This is a genomic window from Pseudomonas sp. GW460-LB5 (assembly GCF_059423245.1).
Window position 1 is genome coordinate 1 of sequence record NZ_JBWKXT010000026.1, and the last position, 23,358, is coordinate 23,358.

Consider the following 23,358-nt stretch of genomic DNA (forward strand, 5'->3'; position numbering starts at 1 on the left):
GGCAGAGCCGGGCTTGGGGCGCTACTCGCCCCATCGCCGGCAAGGCCAGCTTCCACAAGAAGACAGTTGCTCCCACAGGCCCTGAACAGGTCTGGAGATTTGTGCGATACCTGTGGGAGCGGGCTTGTCCCGCGAAGAGGCCGGCACTGACAGAAATTTTTCTACAAGCCCGCGATCCCCGCAAATACCAGCCGTTGGCGTATCATTAGCCACCTAACGGCAACCTCTCCAGGATCGCTTGCGCATGCTCGCCCTTCTTATCCAGACGCTGAACATCACGGCACCTGTCTTCGCCATGCTGTTCATGGGCGTGCTGCTCAAACGCATCCGTCTGATCGACGATAATTTCAACCGCGTTGCCTCGCAGTTGGTGTTCAACGTCTGCATGCCTGCGCTGTTGTTCCTCGGCATTTACCACGCCGACCTGGCTGCTGCGGTGAAGCCCGGTGTCATCCTTTACTTCATCGTCGCCACTCTGGTGGGCTTCGGCGTCGCTTGGGGCATGGCCATCTGGCGTAGCCCGCAGGCCGACCGGGGCATCTATACCCAGGGCGCGTTCCGCGGCAACAACGGCGTGATCGGCCTGGCCCTGGCTGCCAGCCTTTACGGCGACTACGGTATTTCGCTGGGTGCAGTGCTCGCCGGCCTGGTCATCCTGATGTACAACTCGCTGTCGGCAGTGGTGCTGGCGGTGTACAGCCCGGACCTCAAGTCCGACCCGTGGAGCATCTGCAAGAGCATTTTAAGCAACCCGCTGATCATCAGCGTGCTGGTCGCGACACCCATGGCTTACGGCCAGGTGCCGCTCCCTAACTGGCTGCTGACTTCAGGTGATTACCTGGCACAGATGACCCTGCCGCTGGCATTGATGTGTATTGGCGGCACCCTGTCGCTGGCGGCGCTGCGCGACAGCGGCCGGCTGGCCATCGACGCCAGCCTGGTAAAGATGGTCTGGCTGCCGCTGGCCGGCACCCTCGGTGCCTGGCTGTGCGGCTTTCGCGGGGCCGAACTGGGTATCCTGTTCCTGTACATCGGCAGCCCGACCGCAGCTGCCAGTTACGTCATGGCGCGGGCGGCCAACGGCAACCATGAGCTGGCTGCGTCGATCATCGTGATCACCACCTTAATGGCGGCAATCACCACCAATATCGGCATTTTCATCTTGCAGTGGGGCGGATGGATCTAGATCCTTGACTGCAAACAACACAAAAACAGCCTCACTGAGCTAAAGGACACTTCATGCAAGACCAGAGCAAGCCCGAGCAGTTACAGCGCGGGCTGAAGAATCGCCATATCCAGCTGATCGCGCTGGGCGGGGCCATCGGTACCGGCTTGTTCCTGGGCATCGCCCAGACCATCCAGCTGGCCGGGCCCTCCGTACTGCTGGGGTATGCCATCGCTGGCCTGATGGCCTTCCTGATCATGCGCCAGCTGGGTGAAATGGTGGTGGAAGAGCCGGTGGCCGGTAGCTTCAGCCACTTTGCCCACCAGTACTGGAGCGAGTTTGCAGGCTTCGTGTCGGGCTGGAACTACTGGGTGGTGTATGTACTGGTTGGCATGGCCGAGCTGACGGCCGTGGGTATCTACGTGCAGTACTGGTGGCCGGAATTCCCCACCTGGGCCACGGCGGCGATATTTTTTGTGGTGATCAACCTGATCAACCTGACCCAGGTGAAGGTCTACGGCGAAATGGAATTCTGGTTCGCCCTGATCAAGGTAGTGGCCATCGTCAGCATGATCGGCTTCGGCGCCTGGTTGCTGAGCAGCGGCCATGGCGGCCCGGATGCCAGCGTGGCCAACCTGTGGCAGTACGGCGGCTTCTTCCCTAACGGTGTCAGCGGCTTGGTGATGGCGCTGGCGGTGATCATGTTCTCGTTCGGTGGGCTGGAGCTGGTGGGTATCACTGCTGCCGAGGCAGACAACCCGCGCCAGAGTATCCCCAAGGCCACCAACCAGGTGGTGTACCGCATCCTGATCTTCTACATCGGTGCCCTGGCGGTGCTGCTGTCCCTGTACCCGTGGCAGAAGGTCGTGCAGGGTGGCAGCCCGTTCGTGATGATTTTCCACGAGCTGGACAGCGACCTGGTGGCAACCATCCTCAACATCGTGGTGCTGACGGCTGCGCTGTCGGTTTACAACAGCTGCGTGTACGCCAACAGCCGCATGCTGTTTGGTCTGGCCAGCCAGGGTGACGCACCGCGCCAGTTGCTGAAAGTCAGCCGCAGCGGCGTGCCGCTGACTGCACTGGGCGTGTCCGCCTTCGCCACCGGGCTGTGCGTGGTGATCAACTACCTCATGCCGGGCGAGGCCTTTGGCTTGCTGATGGCCCTGGCGGTGTCGGCGCTGGTGATCAACTGGGCGAGCATCAGCATTACCCACTTGAAGTTCCGCAAGGCCAAGCTGGCGGCCGGTATTACCCCGTTCTACAAGAGCCTGGGGCACCCGCTGACCAACTACCTGTGCCTGGCGTTCATTGTGCTGATTCTGGTGGTGATGTACCTGACTCCGCCGATTCGCATCTCGGTGATGCTGATCCCGGCATGGATTGCCGTGCTGTGGGTGGCCTTCAAGCTGAAGAAGGCTCGGCAGGTTCGCTGTTAGATTTGTATCGCCTGTGAGAACGAGCGCCGCGCGGGCGGCGCTCGATCTAAAGGGCGACACAAGGCTTAAGGCATGCGCCAGATGACATGGCCCGATCAATGCTGCCGGCGCCAGGCGCGCACGGTGGTATACAGCAGCACCACCGCGAGCACAGGCAGCACATAGAACAGCATCAACCGCTCCAGGCGCCCGGCCAGCGGCATGCCCATGGTGAACGCCGCCACGTGCAGGCCGTAGGCCAGGTACAGGCACAGGAACACCAGGCCTTCGGCGCGGGTGATGCGGTAACCGGAATAGAACACCGGCAGGCTTAGCGCGGCGACGCCGAGCATAACCGGCAGGTCGAAGGCCAGGGCGTTGGGCGAGATCGACAGCGGCACAGGGGTGATCAGCGCGGTCAGGCCCAGCACTGCCAGCAGATTGAACAGGTTGCTGCCGATCACGGTGCCCACGGCGATTTCCCGTTCGCCACGCAGGGCCGCGATCAGCGCGGCGGCGAGCTCTGGCAAGGATGTGCAGATGGCGACGACGGTCAGGCCGATGATGCGCTCGGACAGCCCCAGGTCTGTGGCAACCTCCACGGCGGCCTCCAGCAGCAGGTGGCCCGCCAGGCTCAGCAGGCCAAAGCCGGCCAGCACCTGCAGCAGCGTGCCTGACCAGAAGCGCCTGGCGCTGGATTTTGCCGTGTCCGGCGCGGGGTAAGTGCGTGCGTAGTGGCGCGATTGGTGCCAGAGCATTGCCAGGTAGCCGGCCAGGCCAAGCAGCAGCAGCCCCCCTTCCACCCGGCCCAGGTAACCGTTGGCGGACAAGGCATAGACCAGGCCGCTGGCGAGGATCATCAGCGGAATGTCCAGGCGCACCAGCTGGCGCGACACACGCAGCGGGATGATCAGCGCGGCCAGGCCAAGAATGACCAGTACGTTGAAGATGTTGCTGCCGATCACGCTGCCGACCGCCACATCCGGCGCGCCCTGATAGGCCGCCTGCAGGCTCACGGTCAGTTGTGGTGCTGTACTGCCGAAGGCCACCAGGCTCAGGCCGATGATCAACGGGCGAACATGAAGGCGCTGAGCCAGGCGCAGCGCTGCGCGCACCAGCAATTCGGCGCCGCCGACCAGCAGCAGCAGGGCAATGCCCAGTTGCAACAGGCTGAAGGTGGGAAGGGTGGCCAAGTCGAAAATGGTCGGACTCCTGTCGCGTCAGTCGCTAAGCCCTTGTACTCGCACGCGTGCCGTTCCGCTACGGAGCATGCCGATTTTTTCTGCAGCGGCGCGAGACAGGTCGATCAGGCGGCCGCGGGTGTGCGGGCCACGGTCGTTGATGCGCACCACCACACTGCGCTGGTTGGCCGTGTTGGTGACCCGTACGCGGGTGCCGAACGGCAGGTTGCGGTGGGCGGCGGTAAAACCGTGCTGGTTAAACGGCTCGCCACTGGCGGTGCGTTTGCCGTGGTGGCGCGACCCGTAATAGGAAGCGGTGCCCGTCTGGTCGTAACCACGCGGGTCGATGTCATGGCTGGCGCAGCCGGCCAGGAAAGAGAAGAGGGCTAGCGTGCCGAGGGATTTTTTTAGCAAGTTCTTGCTCCGGTGCTATTGGGGCCGCTGCGCGGCCCATCGCCGGCAAGCCAGCTCCCACAGGTACCTCATCGCCCTCAAAAGCGGCGCTGTACCTGTGGGAGCTGGCTTGCCGGCGAACGAGGGCAAGGCCCTCGCCGCTTTTTCAGCTCAGCCTTCGAGCTTGGCCTTGAGCAATTGGTTCACCTGCCCCGGGTTGGCCTTGCCTTTGGAGGCTTTCATCGCCTGGCCGACAAAGAAGCCGAACATCTTGCCACGCTTGGCCTCGTCGGCCGCACGGTACTGTTCGACCTGCTCGGCGTTGGCCGCCAGCATCTCGTCCAGCATCTTGTCGATGGCACCGGTGTCGGTCACCTGCTTCAGGCCTTTGCTTTCGATGATGCTGTCGGCATCGCCTTCACCGGCAGCCATCGCCTCGAATACGGTCTTGGCGATCTTGCCGCTGATGGTGTTGTCGCGGATGCGCAGCAGCATGCCACCCAGGTGCGCGGCGCTGACCGGTGCCTGGTCGATCTCGATGCCCAGCTTGTTGAGCAGGCTGCCCAGCTCGACCATGACCCAGTTGGCCGCCAGCTTGGCGTCGCCACCGATTTTTACCACTTCCTCGAAGTAGTCCGCCTGTTCGCGGCTCGAAGCCAGCACGTTGGCGTCGTAGGCCGACAGGCCATACTGGCGCTGGAAGCGTTCGACCTTCTGCGGCGGCAGCTCCGGCAGGCCGGCGCGGATGGTTTCGAGGAAGCTGTCCTCGATCCCCACCGGCAGCAGGTCCGGGTCGGGGAAGTAACGGTAGTCGTTGGCTTCCTCCTTGCTGCGCATGGAGCGGGTTTCATCTTTGTTCGGGTCGTACAGGCGAGTTTCCTGCACCACCTTGCCGCCGTCTTCGATCAGGTCGATCTGGCGCTGGATTTCGCTGTTGATCGCGCGCTCGATGAAGCGGAACGAGTTGACGTTCTTGATCTCGCAGCGGGTGCCGAACTCGGCTTGACCCTTCGGACGAATCGACACGTTGCAGTCGCAGCGCAGCGAGCCTTCGGCCATGTTGCCGTCGCAGATGCCCAGGTAGCGCACCAGTGCGTGGATCGCCTTGACGTAGGCCACGGCTTCCTTGGCGCTGCGCATGTCAGGCTCGGAGACGATTTCCAGCAGCGGGGTGCCGGCACGGTTAAGGTCGATGCCGGTGGAGCCGCTGAAGTCTTCGTGCAGGCTTTTGCCGGCGTCTTCTTCCAGGTGCGCGCGGGTGACCCCGATACGCTTGATGGTGCCGTCTTCCAGGGCGATATCCAGGTGGCCCTTGCCGACGATCGGCAGGTCCATCTGGCTGATCTGGTACCCCTTGGGCAAGTCCGGGTAGAAGTAGTTCTTGCGCGCGAACACGTTGCGCTTGCCGATTTCGGCATCGATGGCCAGGCCGAACATGCACGCCATGCGCACGGCTTCCTGGTTCAGCACCGGCAGTACGCCGGGCATGCCCAGGTCTACCAGGCTGGCCTGGGTGTTCGGCTCGGAGCCGAAGGTGGTGGCGCTGCCGGAGAAGATCTTCGACTGGGTGGCGAGCTGAGTGTGGATTTCAAGCCCGATCACAACTTCCCATTGCATGTGTGAACTCCTCAGAAGCCGTTGGGGGCACGGGTGTGCCAGTCGGTCACTTGCTGGTAGCGGTGCGCGACGTTGAGCAGGCGGCCTTCCTGGAAATACGGCGCCAGCAGCTGCACGCCGACCGGCAGGCCGTCGACGAAGCCAGCCGGCATCGACAGGCCCGGCAGGCCCGCCAGGTTGGCGGTGATGGTGTAGACGTCTTCGAGGTAGGCGGCGACCGGGTCGCTGCTCTTGGCGCCAAGCTTCCAGGCCGGGTTTGGCGTGGTCGGGCCGAGGATCAGATCGACATCGTTGAAAGCGGCCATGAAGTCGTTCTTGATCAGGCGGCGGATCTGCTGCGCCTTCACGTAGTAGGCGTCGTAGTAGCCGGCCGACAGGGCGTAGGTGCCGACCATGATGCGGCGCTGCACTTCAATGCCGAAGCCTTCGCCACGGGACCGCTTGTACAGGTCGGTGAGGTCTTTCGGCGCTTCGCAGCGGTAACCGAAGCGCACGCCGTCGAAGCGCGACAGGTTGGATGAGGCCTCCGCCGGGGCGATCACGTAGTAGGCCGGGATGGCGTGCTGCATGTTCGGCAGGCTGATTTCCTTGACCACCGCGCCGAGCTTTTCCAGCTCTTTGACGCTGGCCTGGACCAGCTCGGCGATACGTGGATCGAGGCCGGCCCCGAAGTACTCTTTTGGCAGGCCGATGCGCAGGCCCTGCAGCGAAGCGTTCAGGTTGGCGCTGTAGTCCGGCACCGGCTCTTCGATGCTGGTGGAATCCTTGGCGTCGAAACCGGCCATGCCTTGCAGCAGCAGGGCGCAGTCTTCGGCGGTGCGGGCCAGCGGGCCGCCCTGGTCGAGGCTGGAGGCGTAGGCGATCATGCCCCAGCGCGACACACGACCGTACGTCGGCTTGAGGCCGGTGAGGTTGGTCAGTGCTGCCGGCTGGCGGATCGAACCGCCGGTGTCAGTGCCGGTGGTGGCTGGCAGCAGGCGCGCGGCCACGGCAGCGGCCGAACCGCCCGACGAACCGCCCGGGACGTGTTCGAGGTTCCATGGGTTTTTCACCGCGCCGTAGTGGCTGGATTCGTTGGCCGAACCCATGGCGAACTCGTCCATGTTGGTTTTGCCCAGGGTGACCATGCCGGCTTCAGCCAGCTTGGCGACCACGGTGGCGTCGTAGGGTGCCTTGAAGTTGTCGAGCATCTTCGAGCCGCAACTGGTGCGTACGCCGTTGGTGCAGAACAGGTCCTTGTGGGCGATGGGCGCACCCAGCAGCGCGCCGGTTTCGCCTGCGGCGCGACGGGCGTCGGCGGCACGCGCCTGGCCCAGGGCCAGGTCTTCGGTGACGCTGATGAAGCTGTTGATCTGCGGGTCGAGTTGCTTGACGCGCGCCAACAGGGCGCCAGTCAGCTCTTCGGAGGAAAACGACTTGTCGGCGAGTCCGCGGGCGATCTCGGCCAGGGTCAATTGATGCATGGCAGGCTCTATCCCTTACTCGATGACTTTGGGAACCAGGTACAGACCGCTTTCGGTCGAGGGCGCGATAGCCTGGTAGGCATCGCGCTGGTTGCTTTCGGTGACCTGGTCGGGGCGCAGGCGCTGGCTGGCTTCCAGCGGGTGGGCCAGGGGCTCGATGCCAGTGGTATCGACCGCTTGCATCTGGTCGACCAGCCCGAGGATGCTGTTCAGGGCTTCGGTAATGCGTGGCAGTTCGCCATCATTCAGCCCCAGACGGGCCAGATGGGCGATCTTTTCCACGTCGCAGCGTTCAAGCGCCATGAGGATCTCCAAGGGAAACAAAGAACGGAATTTGGGTCCGCGGTGAGGAACATGTCAGCTTTCTGGCGGTCCAACGGCCGCGATCATCGGCTGGCGTGCTCGGAAAAACAGCCAATTTAACATATTGGCTCCTTGCCCAAAATCCCTGCCATTGTTAGAGTTTGCCGCACTTTTTTACCCACGCTTTCCCCAGGGTCACTTTCCCATGTTCAAGAAACTGCGTGGCATGTTTTCCAGCGATCTTTCCATCGACCTGGGTACTGCCAACACCCTTATTTACGTGCGTGAGCGCGGTATCGTCCTGAATGAGCCCTCGGTTGTTGCCATCCGTACCCATGGCAATCAGAAAAGCGTCGTCGCCGTCGGTACCGAAGCCAAACGCATGCTGGGCCGTACGCCTGGCAACATTGCTGCCATTCGTCCGATGAAGGACGGCGTCATCGCCGACTTCAGCGTTTGCGAAAAAATGTTGCAGTATTTTATCAACAAGGTTCACGAGAACAGCTTCCTGCAGCCAAGCCCGCGCGTGCTGATCTGCGTACCGTGCAAGTCGACCCAGGTAGAGCGCCGCGCCATTCGCGAGTCGGCCCTGGGTGCCGGTGCCCGTGAAGTGTTCCTGATCGAAGAACCGATGGCTGCTGCCATCGGTGCTGGCTTGCCGGTTGAAGAGGCCCGCGGTTCGATGGTCGTCGATATCGGTGGTGGTACCACTGAAATCGCGCTGATCTCCCTGAACGGCGTGGTCTATGCCGAATCCGTCCGCGTTGGCGGCGACCGCTTTGACGAGGCCATCGTCACCTACGTGCGCCGCAACTACGGCAGCCTGATCGGCGAGTCCACTGCCGAGCGCATCAAGCAGGAAATCGGTACCGCCTACCCGGGCGGCGAGGTACGCGAAGTCGATGTGCGTGGCCGCAACCTGGCCGAGGGCGTACCGCGTGCCTTCACCCTTAACTCCAACGAAGTGCTCGAAGCGTTGCAGGAATCGCTGGCGACCATTGTCCAGGCCGTGAAGAGCGCCCTGGAGCAATCGCCGCCCGAACTGGCTTCGGACATCGCCGAACGTGGCCTGGTGCTGACCGGTGGTGGTGCGCTGCTGCGCGACCTCGACAAACTGCTGGCCCAGGAAACCGGCCTGCCGGTAATTGTCGCCGAGGACCCGCTGACCTGTGTCGCCCGTGGCGGCGGTCGCGCCCTGGAGATGATGGACAAGCACGCGATGGACCTGCTCTCCAGCGAGTGATCCCACTCGCTGTTCACGAGCGCCCGGTTTACAGGTACTACGCACAGTGCTACCTGTATGTGCTGGGCTGGCGCCCGTTAAGGGCGCCGTATCCGTCAACCCGCAACCAGGCTGGTGCGTTGTCCCATGTCCAATGACCTCCTGAGTCGTCCACGAGGAACGGCCCATTAAACCGCTTTTCTCCAAGGGCCCTTCGCTGGGCGTTCGCCTGCTCGTTCTGGTGGTAATGTCGGTCGCGTTGATGGTTGTCGACGCGCGCTTTGACGTGCTCAAGCCCGTGCGCAGCCAGATGGGGCTGGTGCTGATGGAGTCGTACTGGATCACCGACCTGCCGCAACGTGCGTGGCAAGGCGTGGCCGGCCAGTTCGGCAGCCGCACCGAGTTGATTGCCGAAAACGAAAAGCTCAAGACCGAAGCGCTGCTGTTGCAGGGGCGCCTGCAGAAGCTGGCAGCCCTGACCGAGCAGAACGTGCGCCTGCGTGAATTGCTGAACTCTTCGGCGCTGGTCAACGAAAAAGTCGAAGTGGCCGAGCTGATCGGTGTCGACCCCAACCCGTTCACCCACCGCATACTGATCAACAAGGGCGAGCGTGACGGTGTGTTCCTTGGCCAGCCGGTACTCGATGCGCGCGGCCTGATGGGCCAGGTAGTCGAGCTGATGCCCTACACCTCGCGGGTGCTGCTGCTGACCGATACCACCCATAGCATCCCGGTGCAGGTCAACCGCAACGGCCTGCGTGCCATCGCCAGCGGCACCGGTAACCCGGAGCGCCTTGAACTGCGCCATGTGGCCGACACCGCCGACGTGAAGGAAGGCGACCTGTTGGTCAGCTCCGGCATGGGCCAACGGTTCCCGGCCGGCTACCCGGTGGCGACGGTCAACGAGGTGATCCACGATTCCGGGCAGCCTTTCGCCATCGTGCGCGCCATCCCCACTGCCGCGCTCAACCGCAGCCGCTACATGCTGCTGGTATTCAGTGACCGGCGTACCCCGGAGCAGCGCGCTACCGACGCCGCCATCGCCCAGGAAGAGGCGGACCGCAAGGGCACCTCGGTCCTCGGCCAACCGGCCAGCACAGGTGAGCAGGGCACACCGGCCAGCAATACGCCTGTGGCGCCAGCCACACCCGCAGCGCCGGCCGCCCAGCCAGCAGCCCCGGCAGCTACCCCTGCCACGCCTGCCGCAGCGCCTGCCGCACCCGCTAACACCCGGAGACAATGATGGCTGCTTCACGCCGCAACAACGGCTGGGTCATCTGGCTGACTTTCGCCATCGGCCTGCTGCTCAGCGTCTCGCCCATGCCGCAGTTCATGGAAGTGTTCCGCCCCATGTGGCTGGCTTTGCTGGTGTCGTTCTGGACCCTGGCGGTGCCGGGCAAGGTCGGTATGACCACGGCATTCGTGCTGGGCCTGGCCGAGGACGTGTTATACGGTACTCTGCTGGGGCAGAACGCATTGATCCTCACCCTCATCACCTTCCTGGTGCTGTCCCTGCAGCAGCGCCTGCGCATGTTCCCCATGTGGCAGCAGAGCCTGGTGATCCTGGTCATATTCGGCATTGCCCAACTCATCCAGTTGTGGCTCAGCGCGCTGACCGGCAACCGCCTGCCGACCCTGGCGCTGGTCTGGTCGGCGGTAATCAGTGCCTTGCTCTGGCCATGGATCAGTTTCGCCCTGCGCGATCTGCGCCGACGCTTGCATATCAACTGACGGCGACGCCGCAACTGACAGGGAGATGTCTGCATGAACCCGCTATACCTGGCCTCTGGCTCGCCCCGCCGTCGCGAATTGCTGACCCAGATCGGTGTGCCCTTCACTGTCGTCAGTGCGCCCATCGATGAAACCCCGCTGCCCGGTGAAAACGCCCCGGCCTACGTTGAGCGCCTGGCCCGGGCCAAGGCTGCTGCCGGTCTGGCCCGTGTCGAGGGCCCGGCAGTGGTGCTGGGGGCAGACACTGCCGTAGTGCTCGACGGGCGTATTCTGGGCAAGCCGGAAAACCGCGAAGAGGCCCTGGCCATGCTGGCCGACCTGTCGGGCCGCGAGCACCAGGTATTGACTGCGGTTGCCCTCAGCAATGGGCTGCTTACGCAAAGCCTGTGCGTCACCAGCAAGGTGCGCTTCCGGGCCATCAGCGCCGATGAAGCGCAACGCTACTGGGCCAGCGGTGAGCCTGTGGACAAGGCAGGTGGCTACGCCATCCAGGGCCTGGGCGCAGTGTTCGTCACCGGCCTTGGCGGCAGTTATTCGGCCGTGGTAGGCCTGCCCCTCAGTGAGACGGCCGAGTTGCTTGGCACGTTTGGTATCGCCTGTTGGCAATCGCCCGTGCATACGCCAGAGGTAACAAACCCGCGGTAGCCAGCACGGCGTACGCCATCCATCATTACAAAAGACCTTTGACGAGAGCCGGCCATGAGTGAAGAGATCCTGATCAACATCACCCCGATGGAGTCACGCGTGGCGGTGGTGGAAAACGGGGTACTGCAGGAAGTGCACGTCGAGCGCACCCAGCGCCGTGGCATCGTCGGCAATATCTACAAGGGCAAGGTGGTGCGTGTGCTGCCGGGCATGCAGGCGGCCTTCGTCGACATCGGCCTGGAGCGTGCCGCGTTCATCCATGCCTCGGAGATCTCCCAGCGTGAAGGCTCGGCAGTCGAGACCATCACTGCACTGGTGCATGAAGGGCAGGCCCTTGTGGTGCAGGTGACCAAGGACCCGATCGGTACCAAAGGTGCGCGCCTGACCACCCAGCTGTCGATCCCTTCGCGCTACCTGGTGTACATGCCGCGCAGCAGTCATGTCGGCATTTCGCTCAAGATCGAAGACGAAGCCGAGCGGGACCGCCTGAAGCAGGTGGTCAGCAACTGTATGGAAAGCGAAAACATCAAGGATGCCGGCGGCTTCATCCTGCGCACCGCCGCCGAAGGCGCGCGTGCCGAAGAGATCTTGCAGGACATCCGGTACCTGCGTCGCCTGTGGGAGCAGATTGGCTCGCAGATCAAGACCTGCGGCGCCCCCATGGTCATCTACGAGGACCTTGGCCTCGCCCTGCGTACCCTGCGTGACCTGGTCAACCCGAAGATCGAGAAGATCCGCATCGACTCGCGTGAAACCTTCCAGAAGACCACGCAGTTTGTCGGCGAACTGATGCCGGAGATCGCCGACCGCCTTGAACACTACCCTGGTGAACGGCCCATCTTTGACTTGTATGGTGTCGAAGATGAAATCCAGCGCGCGCTGGAGCGCAAGGTCCCGCTCAAGTCCGGCGGCTATCTGGTAGTCGACCCGGCCGAAGCGATGACCACCATTGACGTGAACACCGGTGCATTCGTTGGCCATCGCAACCTTGAAGAGACCATCTTCAAGACCAACCTGGAGGCTGCCACCGCCATCGCCCGGCAACTGCGCCTGCGCAATATCGGCGGCATCATCATCATCGACTTCATCGACATGGAAGATGAAGAACACCAGCGCCAGGTGCTGCGCACACTGGAAAAGCAGCTGGAACGGGACCACGCAAAGACCAACATCATCGGCATCACCGAACTGGGCCTGGTGCAGATGACCCGCAAGCGCACCCGTGAAAGCCTGGAGCAGGTGTTGTGCGAGCCGTGCCTGGCCTGCCAGGGCCGTGGCAAGCTGAAAACCCCCGAGACCATCTGTTACGAAATTTTCCGCGAGATCCTGCGCGAGGCCCGTGCCTATCAGGCCGAGGGCTACCGCGTGCTGGCCAACCAGAAGGTGGTCGACCGCCTGCTGGATGAGGAGTCCGGCAACGTGGCAGAACTGGAAGCCTTTATCGGTCGAACCATTCGCTTCCAGGTCGAGTCGATGTATTCGCAGGAACAATACGACGTGGTGCTGCTCTGAGGTCTTCTCGAACGCGCCGCTGGATGGCCGGGCTGGCAAAATCGCCACTACCGGCCATCATGGATAAACGACTTGGAGGGCCATGGCCATGGGACGTCTGACCCGCGTTCTTGTCGCCTTGACCCGCTGGGGGCTGGGCTTTTGCGCCCTGCTGGCGGTATTGGTGGCGCTGTATGTCAGCCTCGGCCGCGAGTTGGTGCCGCTGGTGGCCGAGTACCGTGCCGATGTGGAGCGCAAAGCCGAAGAGGCATTGGGCCTGCCGGTGCATGTCGGTGCCCTGGAAGGGCGCTGGAGCGGCCTGGCGCCGGTGTTGCGGGTACGTGACCTGCAACTGGGTGAAGGTGCAACGGCGCTGCGCCTGGACGAGGTAAAGGTGGTTCCCGATGTCTGGGCCAGCCTCACTGCCCGCGAAGTGCGTTTGGCGCGAATACAGCTGGGCGGCCTGCAACTGATCCTGCGCGAGAACGAGCAGGGTGCCTGGCACCTTGAAGGCCTGCCGAAGAAGGACGATGCGCCACTTGATCCCGCCGAACTGCTGCAGCGCCTTCGCCAGTTGGGCCGCATTGATGTGTTCGACAGCCAGGTCACTTTGCACCCGTGGCAGCGTGACCCGCTTACCCTGACGTATGTGAGCGCCGGGCTGCAGGCAGGTGCTTCGCGCCAGGTTGTGAACCTGCGTGCAACCCTGCCCGATGGCCAGCCCCTGGCGCTGAACCTGCGTAGCCGTATGTCGGCCGAGGCCTGGCGTGACGGCCAGGTAAATGCCTACCTGAGCCTCCCGCAGAGTGACTGGGCGCGATGGTTGCCCCCGCGGCTGCTGGGGCAGTGGCATGCCGACACGCTGCGAGCGGGCGGCGAGTTCTGGGTCGACTGGCGCAAAGGGCAATTGCAGCAGGCAGTGGTGCGGCTCAACGCACCAGAGCTGCAGGGCGGTTATGCCGGGCGCAAGGCCGCGACACTGAACAACCTGGCCTTGGGCGCCTGGTTCCAGCGTCAGGCTCAAGGCTTTGATGTAGTTGTCGACTCCCTGGCCATGGACATCGGCAAGACCCGTTGGGAGTCGCACCTGCAGTTGCAGCAGCGCCCTGGCGAGAACGCTGCCGATGAAAGCTGGAAGCTGCAGGCCGACCGGCTCCACCTTACGCCCTTGACCCCGCTGATCGACGCGCTGGCACCGCTGCCTGACAATGTCATGGCCGTGGTCGATGGCCTGAAGGTAACCGGCGCGTTGCGCAATGTACGGCTGGAGGCCCGGCCCAAGGCCGAGGGTGACCAACGCCTTCTGTTCGACGCCAACCTGGAGAAGATCGGTTTCAATGCATACCACGGTGCCCCGGCGGCCGGTAACGTCAGTGGCAGCATCAGCGGCGACCTGGGGCATGGTGAACTGCGCCTGGATACCGATGCGTTCATGCTGCACCTGTACCCGATCTTCGCCAAACCGTGGCACTACCAGCAAGCCAATGCGCGCCTGACCTGGGCGCTGGACAAGGAAGGCTTTACCCTCGTTGCGCCTTACCTCAAGGTACTGGGCGAGGAGGGCAAGATTGCCGGTGACTTCCTTATTCGCCTGTTGTTCGAAGAAGGCCGCGAGGACTACATGGACCTGCGTGTCGGCCTGACCGAGGGCGATGGCCGCTACACCGCCAAGTACCTGCCTGAAGTGCTAAGCCCGGCCCTCGACGAATGGCTGCGCAGCGCCATCGTCAAAGGCACGGTGGATGAAGGCTACTTCCAGTACCAGGGCTCGCTGAACCACGGCGCCGCGCCAGAGGCTCGCAGCATCAGCCTGTTTTTCAAGGTGCGAGACGCAGCCTTGGACTTCCAGCCTGGCTGGCCGCAGGTGCAGCACGTCGATGGCGATGTGTTCATCGAAGACAGCGGGGTGCGCATCAAGGCTCAGCGTGGCGTGTTGCTCGACACCAAGGTGAGTGATGTCAGCGTCGATATTCCGCATGTCGAGGGTGACCAGCACAGCCGTCTTTACCTGGATGGCGACTTCGACGGCAGCCTGGGCGATGGCCTGAAAATACTCAAGGAAGCGCCGATCGGCACGGGCGAGATCTTCGCCGGCTGGGAGGGCGAAGGGCCGTTGCAGGGCAAGCTCAAGCTCGACATCCCGCTGGCCCACGGAGAGCGGCCGAAGGTCCAGGTGGACTTCGCCACCCGCGATGCGCGCCTGAAAGTGGCCCCGCCGAGCCTGGAATTGAGCCGCTTGAAGGGTGACTTCAGCTTCGATTTTGACAAGGGTCTGAGTGGCAAGGGCATCAGCCTGCAGGCGTTCGGCAAGCCGGTGACGGCGCAAATTACCGCCGAAGGCCAGCCGGGGCAGATGCAGACGCGCATCGACGCCAATGGCCAGGTATCGCTGAAGGCACTGACCGACTGGCTGCAGTTCAAGCAGGCCTTGCCAGCATCCGGCGACATCCCTTACCAGTTGCAGCTCAGCCTGGGTAGCCGGGATAACCGGCTGAGCGTCAACTCCACCCTCAAGGGCTTGGCCATCGACCTGCCGGTACCCTTCGGCAAAGCTGCTGCAGACTCTCGCGACAGCCGGTTCAGTATGAGCCTGCAGGGCCAGGAGCGGCGTTTCGATGCGGCGTACACCGACCTTGCACGCTTTGCCTACGCCGCACCGGCCGACAAGCTGGCCCAGGGCCGTGGTGAGTTGTTGCTTGGCACCGGTGACGCCCAGCTGCCCGCTGGCCAGGGCTTGCGCGTGCGCGGTCGCCTGGAGTCGCTGGACCTGGCACCCTGGCAGGAACAGGCGGCCCGTCTTGCTGGCGACGACCCGGGGGGGAGCGCGCGACAGAACCTGCAAAGTGTCGACTTGAGCATTGGTCAGCTGAAGGCCTTCGGCATGGACCTGAACCAGGCCGTGGTACGCATGGCCCGTGGCGGTGCGGCCTGGGACCTGCGCCTCGACAGCAGGGAAGTGATTGGCAACGCTCGGGTGCCGGATGCCAAGGGTGCGCCCATGGTCGTGCGCATGCAGACGCTGCGTCTGCCCGCTGCCGACCCTGCCCAGGCTGAGGCCGAAGACGGCCCGGACCCCTTGGCCTCGTTCGACCCGCGCAAGGTGCCGGCGCTGGACCTGAGCATCGACAAGCTCTACCGCGGCGACGACCTGTTCGGCAGCGCGGCGATCAAATTGCGACCGACAACGCGCGGCGTGACCGCCAGCGACATCGACCTTGACTTCAAAGGGCTGCGCATCGACGGTGGTGGTGGCTGGGAGGGCGCGCAAGGCCGTACCAGCAGTTGGTACAAAGGGCGCCTGGACGGCAAGAACCTGGGGGATGTGCTCAAAGCCTGGGGCTTCGCCCCTACCGTGACCAGCCGTGACTTCCGCCTGGATGTGGACGGCCGCTGGCCCGGGTCGCCTGCTGCGGTGGGCCTGAAGCGGTTCTCTGGCAGCATGGACGCGGCACTGCGCACCGGCCAGTTCGTTGAAGTCGAGGGCGGCGCACAGGCACTGCGCGTGTTCGGCCTGCTCAACTTCAACTCCATCGGCCGGCGTCTGCGCCTGGACTTCTCCGACTTGTTCGAAAAGGGCCTGGCCTATGACCGGGTCAAAGGCCTGCTGGTGGCCAGTGATGGTGTCTATGTGACCCGCGAGCCGATCAGTGTGACTGGCCCGTCGAGCAACTTCGAGCTGGAGGGCACGCTGGACATGGTACGCGACCGGGTCGATGCCAACCTGCAGGTGAGCTTGCCGGTAACCAACAACCTGCCGCTGGCGGCACTGATTATCGGCGCGCCGGCCGTGGGCGGCGCGCTGTTCCTGGTCGACCGGTTGATCGGTGACCGTGTCTCGCGCTTTGCCAGCGTGCACTACCGTGTAGAAGGGCCGTGGAAAGAGCCTAGAATCACATTTGTGAAACCTTTCGAGAAATCCCGCTAGGAGTGCCCATGAAGGCAGCGGTAATCCAGATGGTCAGCCAGGATGATGTGCTGGCCAACCTGCAGCGTGCCGGTGTTCTGTTGGAGCAGGCCGCCTTTGGCGGCGCACGGCTGGCGGTGCTGCCGGAAAACTTCGCCGCCATGGGCCGCAAGGACGCCGCTGCCATCGGCCGCGCCGAAGCATTGGGTGAAGGGCCGATCCTGCCATGGTTGAAACGCACCGCCCGCGACCTCAAGTTATGGATTGTCGCCGGTACTTTGCCATTGCCGCCGGTCGGCCAGCCCGAGGCCAAGGCTCATGCCTGCTCGCTGCTGATCGACGAGCACGGCGAGGTGGCGGCACGGTATGACAAGCTGCACCTGTTCGACGTGGACGTTGTCGACAACCGCGGTCGGTACCGTGAGTCGGATGACTACGCCCATGGCACCCAGGTGGTCGTGGCGGACACGCCGGTTGGGCGGTTGGGGCTGAGCGTATGCTACGACTTGCGATTCCCCGAGCTGTACAGCGCACTGCGCGCCGCCGGCGCCGAACTGATCACTGCACCAGCGGCTTTTACTGCCGTTACAGGCGCGGCACATTGGGAAGTGCTGATACGCGCCCGCGCGATCGAAACCCAGTGTTACCTGCTGGCTGCTGCACAGGGCGGCACCCACCCAGGCCCACGGGAAACCCATGGCCATGCGGCGATCGTCGACCCTTGGGGGCGCATCGTCGTAGAGCAGGCGCAAGGCGAAGCGGTGCTGCTTGCCGAGCGCAACATTGATGAACAAGCGTCCATCCGGGCGCGCATGCCGGTGGTAACGCACCGGCGCTTTTTCTCGCAGGGCGCGTTGCGACCTGCGCATACCTCGGAGTGACTATGAGCCAGATGTTATCCACCGTCAGCGAGCAGCTCCTGGCCCCAGGCGGCTTGACCCTGGACAGCCTGCAGAGCGTGCTGGGTGAGTTGGCCGGCCCCGGCATCGACGCCGCCGACCTGTATTTCCAGGGTCAGATCTCGGAAACCTGGGCACTGGAAGACGGCATCGTCAAAGAGGGCAGCTTCAACCTGGACCAGGGCGTGGGCGTACGTGCCCAGTCCGGTGAAAAGACCGGCTTCGCCTATAGCAATGCGATCAACCTCGAGGCGTTGACCTCGGCTGCACGCGCCGCCCGTTCCATTTCCCGGGCCGGGCAGAACGGCACGGTCCAGGCCTTCCGCAGCCAGGAAGTGACCGCCCTGTATGGCGCAGACAACCCGCTGGATGTACTGAGCCGTGCCGAGAAGGTTGAGCTGCTCAAGCGTGTCGATGCAGCCACCCGCGCCCTGGACCCGCGCATCCAGCAGGTCAGCGTAAGCATGGCCGGGGTCTGGGAGCGCATCCTGATCGCTGCGGCCGATGGCAGCCTGGCCGCCGACGTGCGCCCGTTGGTGCGCTTCAACGTCAGCGTCATCGTCGAGCAGAACGGCCGCCGCGAGCGCGGCGGGCAGGGCGGTGGCGGGCGTACCGACTACCGCTTCTTCACCGAGGAACGGGTGATGGGCTATGCCCGCGAGGCATTGCGCCAGGCGCTGGTGAACCTGGAGGCGATCCCGGCACCTGCCGGCACCTTGCCGGTGGTGCTGGGTTCGGGCTGGTCGGGCGTGTTGCTGCACGAGGCGGTGGGCCATGGCCTAGAAGGTGACTTCAACCGCAAGGGCAGTTCGGCGTTCAGCGGCCGCATTGGCGAGAAAGTGGCATCGAGCCTGTGCACCATCGTTGACGATGGCACGCTCGAAGGCCGCCGTGGCTCGCTGAGCGTAGATGATGAGGGCACCCCGACCGAATGCACCACGCTGATCGAGAACGGTGTGCTCAAGGGTTACATGCAGGACAAGCTCAACGCACGCCTGATGGGTATGGCGGTCACCGGCAACGGCCGCCGTGAATCCTACGCGCACCTGCCGATGCCGCGCATGACCAACACCTACATGCGAGCAGGGCAAACCGACCCTCAGGAAATCATCGCGTCGGTGAAAAAAGGTATCTACTGCGCCAGCCTGGGTGGTGGTCAGGTGGACATCACCAGTGGCAAGTTCGTGTTTTCGACCAGTGAGGCCTACCTGATCGAAGACGGCAAGATTACCGCCCCGGTGAAGGGCGCGACCCTGATCGGCAATGGGCCGGAGGCGATGAGCCGGGTGTCGATGGTCGGTAACGACCTGGCGCTGGACAGCGGAGTAGGGACGTGCGGCAAGGACGGGCAGTCGGTGCCGGTCGGGGTAGGGCAGCCTACCTTGAAGCTGGATGCGATTACCGTGGGTGGGACCGGGGCTTGATAGCTTCGGGGGCTTTTGTGGGAGCGGGCTTGCCCCGCGAAGAAGGCCACATAATGGTGGCTGACACCGGCTTTGCCGGTGTTCGCGGGGCAAGCCAGCTCCCACAGGGCCCCAGAGCAATCCGTCAGCGCAAGCCGCGTTGCAGCTCGTCGAGGTCGCGGATGTACTTGAACACCTTGCGTGCGGCGGCAGGCGGCTTGTTGCGGGCCTTCTCGTGCTGGGCATGGCGCACCAGCGAGCGCAGCTGCTGGCGGTCGGTGTCGGGGTACTCGTTGACGAAGCGCTCAAGGTCTTCGTCGTTGCCGTCGATCAACCGGTCGCGCCAGCGCTCCAGGCCGTGGAAGCGCTCGTTGTACTGGCGGGTCGAGCTGTCCATCTGCTCAAGCAAGGCGTGGATGGCATCCAGGTCCTGCACGCGCATCAGCTTGCCGACAAACGACATATGGCGTTTGCGGGCGCCATGAGCGGTGTGCTTGCTGGCCTCGGCCAGGGCCTTGCGCAGCTCGTCGGTCAACGGCAGGCGGGCCAGGGTATCGGCTTTGAGCGTGGTAAGGCGCTCGCCGAGTTCGACCAGCTCATGCAGTTCGCGCTTGATCTGGGTTTTGCTTTTTTCGCCGTCGAAGGCGTCGTTGTTTGAATCAACCATGGTGGCAGTCCGCTAGAAATCGCCGCCATGATAACCAGTCGGGGGCCGCTTGTCCGGCCCGGTCGTAGAATGACCCCAAGCCGTACGCAGAATTTGAGTGGAGAGAACCATGAGTGCAGTCCAGAGCGTAGGTCCGAAAGACCTGCCAGCATTGCAGGAGCAGGTCGAGGCAATCATTGCCGAGGCGCGCCGCCAGGGGGCCAGCGCCTGCGAAGTGGCGGTATCGCTGGAGCAGGGCCTGTCCACCACAGTACGCCAGCGCGAGGTTGAAACAGTTGAGTTCAACCGCGACCAGGGCTTTGGTATCACCCTTTATGTTGGCCAGCGCAAAGGCTCGGCCAGCACCTCGGCCAGTGGCCCGGAGGCGATCCGTGAGACCGTTGCGGCAGCCTTGGCCATTGCCAAACATACGTCCGAGGACGATTGCTCCGGCCTGGCCGACGCGGCGCTGATGGCCCGTGAAATCCCGGACCTGGACCTCTATCACGACTGGGCTATCGAGCCCGAAAGGGCCATCGAGATGGCCCTGGCCTGCGAAGCGGCGGCGTTCGATGAGGACCCGCGCATCCTCAACGCCGACGGCACCACACTCAATACCCACCAGGGCTGCCGCGTGTATGGCAACAGCCATGGCTTCATTGGCAGTTATGCTTCGACCCGGCACAGCCTGAGCTGTGTGATGATCGCTGAAGGCGACGGCCAGATGCAGCGTGACTACTGGTACGACGTGAACCGCCAGGGCAACCTGCTGGCCGACCCGCGCAGCATCGGCGTACGCGCGGCCCAGCGCGCAGCCAGCCGCTTGGGCGCGCGTCCGGTACCGACTTGCGAAGTACCGGTGCTGTTTTCCGCCGAACTGGCGGGTGGCCTGTTCGGCAGCTTCCTCTCGGCCATTTCCGGCGGCAATCTCTACCGCAAGTCGTCGTTCCTTGAAGGCACCATTGGTCAACGCCTGTTCCCCACCTGGCTGACCCTCGACGAGCGCCCTCACATTCCACGGGCACTGGGCAGCGCGGCGTTTGACGGTGATGGCCTGGCGACCTATGCCAAGCCTTTCGTCGACAAGGGCGAGCTGGTGTCTTACCTGCTGGGTACCTATTCCGGGCGTAAGCTGGGCTTGCCAAGCACAGCCAACTCCGGTGGTGTGCACAATCTGTTCGTCACTCACGGTGTCGAAGACCAGGCCGCACTGATCCGCCGTATGGGCCGCGGGCTGCTGGTGACCGAATTGATGGGGCATGGCCTTAACATGGTGACGGGTGATTACTCCCGTGGTGCGGCAGGCTTCTGGGTCGAAAATGGCGAGATTCAGCACGCTGTGCAGGAAGTGACCATTGCCGGCAATATGAAGGATATGTTCCAGCAGATTGTCGCGATTGGTAGCGATCTTGAAACCCGTAGCAATATCCATACGGGCTCGGTATTGATTGAGCGGATGACTGTTGCGGGTAGCTGATCTTTAGCAGAAATTTCAATGTCACTGAAAACCCGGCCCCTGCGCCGGGTTTTTTTTCGTCACCTTCCCTTGAAGTGATTCTATTTATCACTTAATAATGAATATCATTATCCAGTAACCCGGCGATGATGTTCATGAAACCCGTCCTGCGCGAACTCCCCTACCTGGAAAACTGGCGCTGGCTCAGCCGGCGCATTCGCTGTGCGCTCGAGCCCGACGAGCCGCGCCTGATCGAGCATTACCTGGCCGAAGGCCGCTATCTGGTGTGCTGCACCGAGACCTCGCCATGGACGGTGGCATTGACCTCCTTCCGCCTGCTGCTGGATACCGCCTGCGACCGCATGCTGCCCTGGCACTGGCGTTGCCTGTGCCTGGATCAGGCCTGGCGCCCCCTGCTGGTGTTGCGCAACCTCGATCGCCACGAAGAAAACCAGCGCTGGCAGCCCTACGCCCTGCAGTTGGCCAATTGCCGTCTGCTGCCCTCCCTTTCTCCCGATGAATTGATGCAAGGATTTGATGATGAGTGATACCCGTATCGAGCGTGACAGCATGGGTGAGCTGCAGGTGCCGGCCAAGGCCTTGTACGGTGCACAGACCCAGCGCGCGGTCGACAACTTCCCGGTCAGTGGCCTGCGCATGCCGGCCCAGTTCATTCGTGCCCTGTTGCTGGCCAAGGCTGCCGCCGCCAAGGCCAACGTCGAGCTGGAACAACTGTCTGCGGCGCAGGGCCAGGCCATCGTCAAGGCTGTCGAGCAACTCTTGGCGGAGGACTTCATCCAGCACTTCCCGGTGGATGTGTTCCAGACTGGCTCTGGCACAAGCTCGAACATGAACGCCAACGAGGTGATTGCCACCTTGGCCAGCCGCGTGCTGGGTGACGCTGTCAACGCCAACGACCACGTCAACTGTGGCCAGAGCAGCAACGACATCATCCCCACCACCATTCATGTCAGTGCTGCACTGGCCTTGCACGAGCAACTGCTGCCGGCGCTGAGCCACCTGGTACAGGTGATCGAGACCAAGTCGGCGCAAGTGCATCAGTATGTGAAAACGGGTCGCACCCACTTGATGGACGCCATGCCGGTACGCATGAGCCAAGTGCTGGACGGCTGGGCGGCGCAGATCAACGGTGCCAAGGGGCACATCGAAGCCACCTTGCCAAGCCTGCAGGCGCTGGCCCAGGGCGGTACCGCCGTGGGTACCGGCATCAATGCCCACCCTCAGTTCGCTGCCGGCTTTGCCCGGCAGCTCAGCGGCCTGACCCAGGTCGAGTTTACCCCGGGGCAGAACCTGTTCGCCCTGATCGGCTCGCAGGACACCGCCGTGGCGCTGTCTGGCCAGCTCAAGACCACGGCCGTGGCACTGATGAAGATCGCCAACGACCTGCGCTGGATGAACTCCGGCCCACTGGCCGGCCTGGGCGAAATCGAGCTGCAAGGCTTGCAGCCGGGCTCTTCGATCATGCCTGGTAAGGTCAACCCGGTGATCCCGGAGGCCACTGCCATGGTTGCTGCCCAGGTGATCGGTAACGACGCGACCATCGCGGTTGCTGGCCAGTCCGGCAATTTCGAGCTGAACGTGATGCTGCCGGTGATCGCCCGCAACCTGTTGGAGAGCATCGAGCTGATGGCCAACGTCAGCCGCTTGCTGGCCGACAAGGCCATCGCCAGCTTCAAGGTCAACGAGGACAAGCTCAAGGAAGCCCTGGCGCGCAACCCGATCCTGGTCACTGCGCTGAACCCGATCATTGGTTACCTCAAGGCCGCCGAAATCGCCAAGACCGCCTACAAGCAGGGCCGCCCGATCATCGAGGTGGCGTTGGCGCACACCGATCTTTCGCGTGACCAGCTGCAAGCGCTGCTGGACCCGGAAAAGCTCACTGCCGGCGGTATCTGACCCTGCGTCACCGCCTTAGCGCCATCAGCGCGGAGTAGCAATGCCATGCAGCACTGGAAACGCACGACCGAAACAGCCAACCGCCTGTTCGACCAAGGCGAGCTGGTAGACGCCCGGGAACATTACCTGCAGGCACTGGCGCTGGCACAGGTGCTGTTCGAGCGCTGGCATGACGTTGACGAAGCGGTGGCCGCGTTGGTCATCGCCCACCACAACCTGGCTGACCTGCACCTGCGCCTGAATCAGCCGCACGAAAGCGCCGACTACCTGTGCGCCGCCCACCAGCGGCTGCTGCAGGCCAGCCAGGAGGCGCGTTTGCCCCAGGCTCTGCGTGACGCGGCCCTGCGCCACAGTGGGAGAACCTATACCGAACTGCTGAGCTTCATCGCCGAGTACGGTCAGTACCCACGTACCGAGCGCCTGCTCCACCGCCACAATGCCGGGGGCAGCGAGATCGCTGCCCGGCCGGACGTGGCGCCCAGAACCCATGCCTACGGAATTCACTGA

General features: G+C 63.5%; 20 protein-coding genes. 14 read left to right on the forward strand and 6 right to left on the reverse strand.

Features of this window, described 5'->3' with window-relative positions:
* Positions 1 to 244: 244 nt before the first annotated feature.
* Both AC07XM_RS16585 and AC07XM_RS16590 read left to right on the forward strand, forming a co-directional pair.
* Positions 245 to 1,186 carry an AEC family transporter gene (locus AC07XM_RS16585; RefSeq protein ID WP_016485013.1) on the forward strand — a complete coding sequence of 314 codons (942 nt, stop codon included), beginning with the start codon at positions 245 to 247 and terminating at the stop codon, positions 1,184 to 1,186.
* A gap of 53 nt (positions 1,187 to 1,239) precedes the next feature.
* Entirely contained in the window at positions 1,240 to 2,601 is a 1,362-nt protein-coding gene (locus AC07XM_RS16590; protein WP_102689433.1) for an amino acid permease, read from the forward strand.
* A gap of 95 nt (positions 2,602 to 2,696) precedes the next feature.
* Here the strand turns inward: AC07XM_RS16590 and AC07XM_RS16595 are convergent, their stop codons facing one another.
* The 5 genes from AC07XM_RS16595 to gatC form a co-directional block, all read right to left on the reverse strand.
* The gene (locus tag AC07XM_RS16595) at positions 2,697 to 3,740 is read right to left on the reverse strand and encodes a calcium/sodium antiporter (protein WP_102689434.1); all 1,044 of its coding nucleotides are present in this window, start codon (positions 3,738 to 3,740) and stop codon (positions 2,697 to 2,699) included.
* A gap of 60 nt (positions 3,741 to 3,800) precedes the next feature.
* Positions 3,801 to 4,175, reverse strand: coding sequence for a septal ring lytic transglycosylase RlpA family protein (locus AC07XM_RS16600; RefSeq protein WP_016485016.1), 375 nt, complete (start codon positions 4,173 to 4,175; stop codon positions 3,801 to 3,803).
* 150 nt (positions 4,176 to 4,325) lie between these two features.
* Positions 4,326 to 5,771, reverse strand: a complete 1,446-nt coding sequence (gene gatB, locus AC07XM_RS16605; RefSeq protein WP_102689432.1) for an Asp-tRNA(Asn)/Glu-tRNA(Gln) amidotransferase subunit GatB — start codon at positions 5,769 to 5,771, stop codon at positions 4,326 to 4,328.
* A gap of 11 nt (positions 5,772 to 5,782) precedes the next feature.
* On the reverse strand, positions 5,783 to 7,234 hold the full coding sequence (gene gatA / locus AC07XM_RS16610) for an Asp-tRNA(Asn)/Glu-tRNA(Gln) amidotransferase subunit GatA (protein ID WP_016485018.1): 1,452 nt from the start codon (positions 7,232 to 7,234) through the stop codon (positions 5,783 to 5,785).
* A gap of 15 nt (positions 7,235 to 7,249) precedes the next feature.
* Positions 7,250 to 7,537: an Asp-tRNA(Asn)/Glu-tRNA(Gln) amidotransferase subunit GatC gene (gene gatC / locus AC07XM_RS16615; RefSeq protein ID WP_016485019.1), complete on the reverse strand. Its 288-nt coding sequence runs from the start codon at positions 7,535 to 7,537 to the stop codon at positions 7,250 to 7,252.
* Positions 7,538 to 7,742: 205 nt separating this feature from the next.
* Here gatC and mreB point away from each other — a divergent pair, with 205 nt between their 5' ends.
* The 8 genes from mreB (at position 7,743) to tldD (ending at position 18,853) form a co-directional block, all read left to right on the forward strand.
* The gene (mreB, locus tag AC07XM_RS16620) at positions 7,743 to 8,780 is read left to right on the forward strand and encodes a rod shape-determining protein MreB (RefSeq protein ID WP_003255163.1); all 1,038 of its coding nucleotides are present in this window, start codon (positions 7,743 to 7,745) and stop codon (positions 8,778 to 8,780) included.
* 226 nt (positions 8,781 to 9,006) lie between these two features.
* Entirely contained in the window at positions 9,007 to 10,002 is a 996-nt protein-coding gene (mreC, locus tag AC07XM_RS16625; protein ID WP_016485020.1) for a rod shape-determining protein MreC, read from the forward strand.
* Positions 10,002 to 10,490, forward strand: a complete 489-nt coding sequence (gene mreD, locus AC07XM_RS16630; RefSeq protein WP_016485021.1) for a rod shape-determining protein MreD — start codon at positions 10,002 to 10,004, stop codon at positions 10,488 to 10,490. The genes mreC and mreD overlap by 1 nt, the downstream gene beginning before the upstream one ends.
* A 33-nt stretch (positions 10,491 to 10,523) precedes the next feature.
* Positions 10,524 to 11,135 (forward strand): Maf family protein, encoded by a 612-nt coding sequence (locus AC07XM_RS16635; RefSeq protein ID WP_016485022.1) that lies wholly within the window; start codon positions 10,524 to 10,526, stop codon positions 11,133 to 11,135.
* A gap of 54 nt (positions 11,136 to 11,189) precedes the next feature.
* Positions 11,190 to 12,647 carry a ribonuclease G gene (gene rng, locus AC07XM_RS16640; protein WP_016485023.1) on the forward strand — a complete coding sequence of 486 codons (1,458 nt, stop codon included), beginning with the start codon at positions 11,190 to 11,192 and terminating at the stop codon, positions 12,645 to 12,647.
* Positions 12,648 to 12,729: 82 nt separating this feature from the next.
* Positions 12,730 to 16,551 carry a YhdP family protein gene (locus tag AC07XM_RS16645; RefSeq protein ID WP_102689431.1) on the forward strand — a complete coding sequence of 1,274 codons (3,822 nt, stop codon included), beginning with the start codon at positions 12,730 to 12,732 and terminating at the stop codon, positions 16,549 to 16,551.
* 8 nt (positions 16,552 to 16,559) lie between these two features.
* Complete coding sequence (locus AC07XM_RS16650) at positions 16,560 to 17,411, forward strand: carbon-nitrogen hydrolase family protein (protein ID WP_060517611.1); 852 nt, start codon at positions 16,560 to 16,562, stop codon at positions 17,409 to 17,411.
* 2 nt (positions 17,412 to 17,413) lie between these two features.
* The gene (tldD, locus tag AC07XM_RS16655; protein WP_102689430.1) at positions 17,414 to 18,853 is read left to right on the forward strand and encodes a metalloprotease TldD; all 1,440 of its coding nucleotides are present in this window, start codon (positions 17,414 to 17,416) and stop codon (positions 18,851 to 18,853) included.
* Between the two features lie 124 nt (positions 18,854 to 18,977).
* On the opposite strand, the gene yjgA is transcribed toward tldD, so the two are convergent.
* Positions 18,978 to 19,499 (reverse strand): ribosome biogenesis factor YjgA, encoded by a 522-nt coding sequence (gene yjgA, locus AC07XM_RS16660; protein WP_016485027.1) that lies wholly within the window; start codon positions 19,497 to 19,499, stop codon positions 18,978 to 18,980.
* Between the two features lie 109 nt (positions 19,500 to 19,608).
* Between yjgA and pmbA the strand changes: the two genes are divergently transcribed.
* The 4 genes from pmbA to AC07XM_RS16680 all read left to right on the forward strand — a co-directional run bounded on the left by pmbA (position 19,609) and on the right by AC07XM_RS16680 (position 23,358).
* Positions 19,609 to 20,955 carry a metalloprotease PmbA gene (gene pmbA, locus AC07XM_RS16665; protein WP_095115789.1) on the forward strand — a complete coding sequence of 449 codons (1,347 nt, stop codon included), beginning with the start codon at positions 19,609 to 19,611 and terminating at the stop codon, positions 20,953 to 20,955.
* Positions 20,956 to 21,080: 125 nt separating this feature from the next.
* Complete coding sequence (locus AC07XM_RS16670; RefSeq protein ID WP_016485029.1) at positions 21,081 to 21,482, forward strand: hypothetical protein; 402 nt, start codon at positions 21,081 to 21,083, stop codon at positions 21,480 to 21,482.
* Positions 21,475 to 22,851, forward strand: coding sequence for a class II fumarate hydratase (locus AC07XM_RS16675; RefSeq protein WP_024717622.1), 1,377 nt, complete (start codon positions 21,475 to 21,477; stop codon positions 22,849 to 22,851). Before AC07XM_RS16670 ends, AC07XM_RS16675 begins: the two co-directional genes overlap by 8 nt.
* 45 nt (positions 22,852 to 22,896) lie before the next feature.
* Complete coding sequence (locus AC07XM_RS16680) at positions 22,897 to 23,358, forward strand: DUF2753 family protein (RefSeq protein ID WP_023046947.1); 462 nt, start codon at positions 22,897 to 22,899, stop codon at positions 23,356 to 23,358.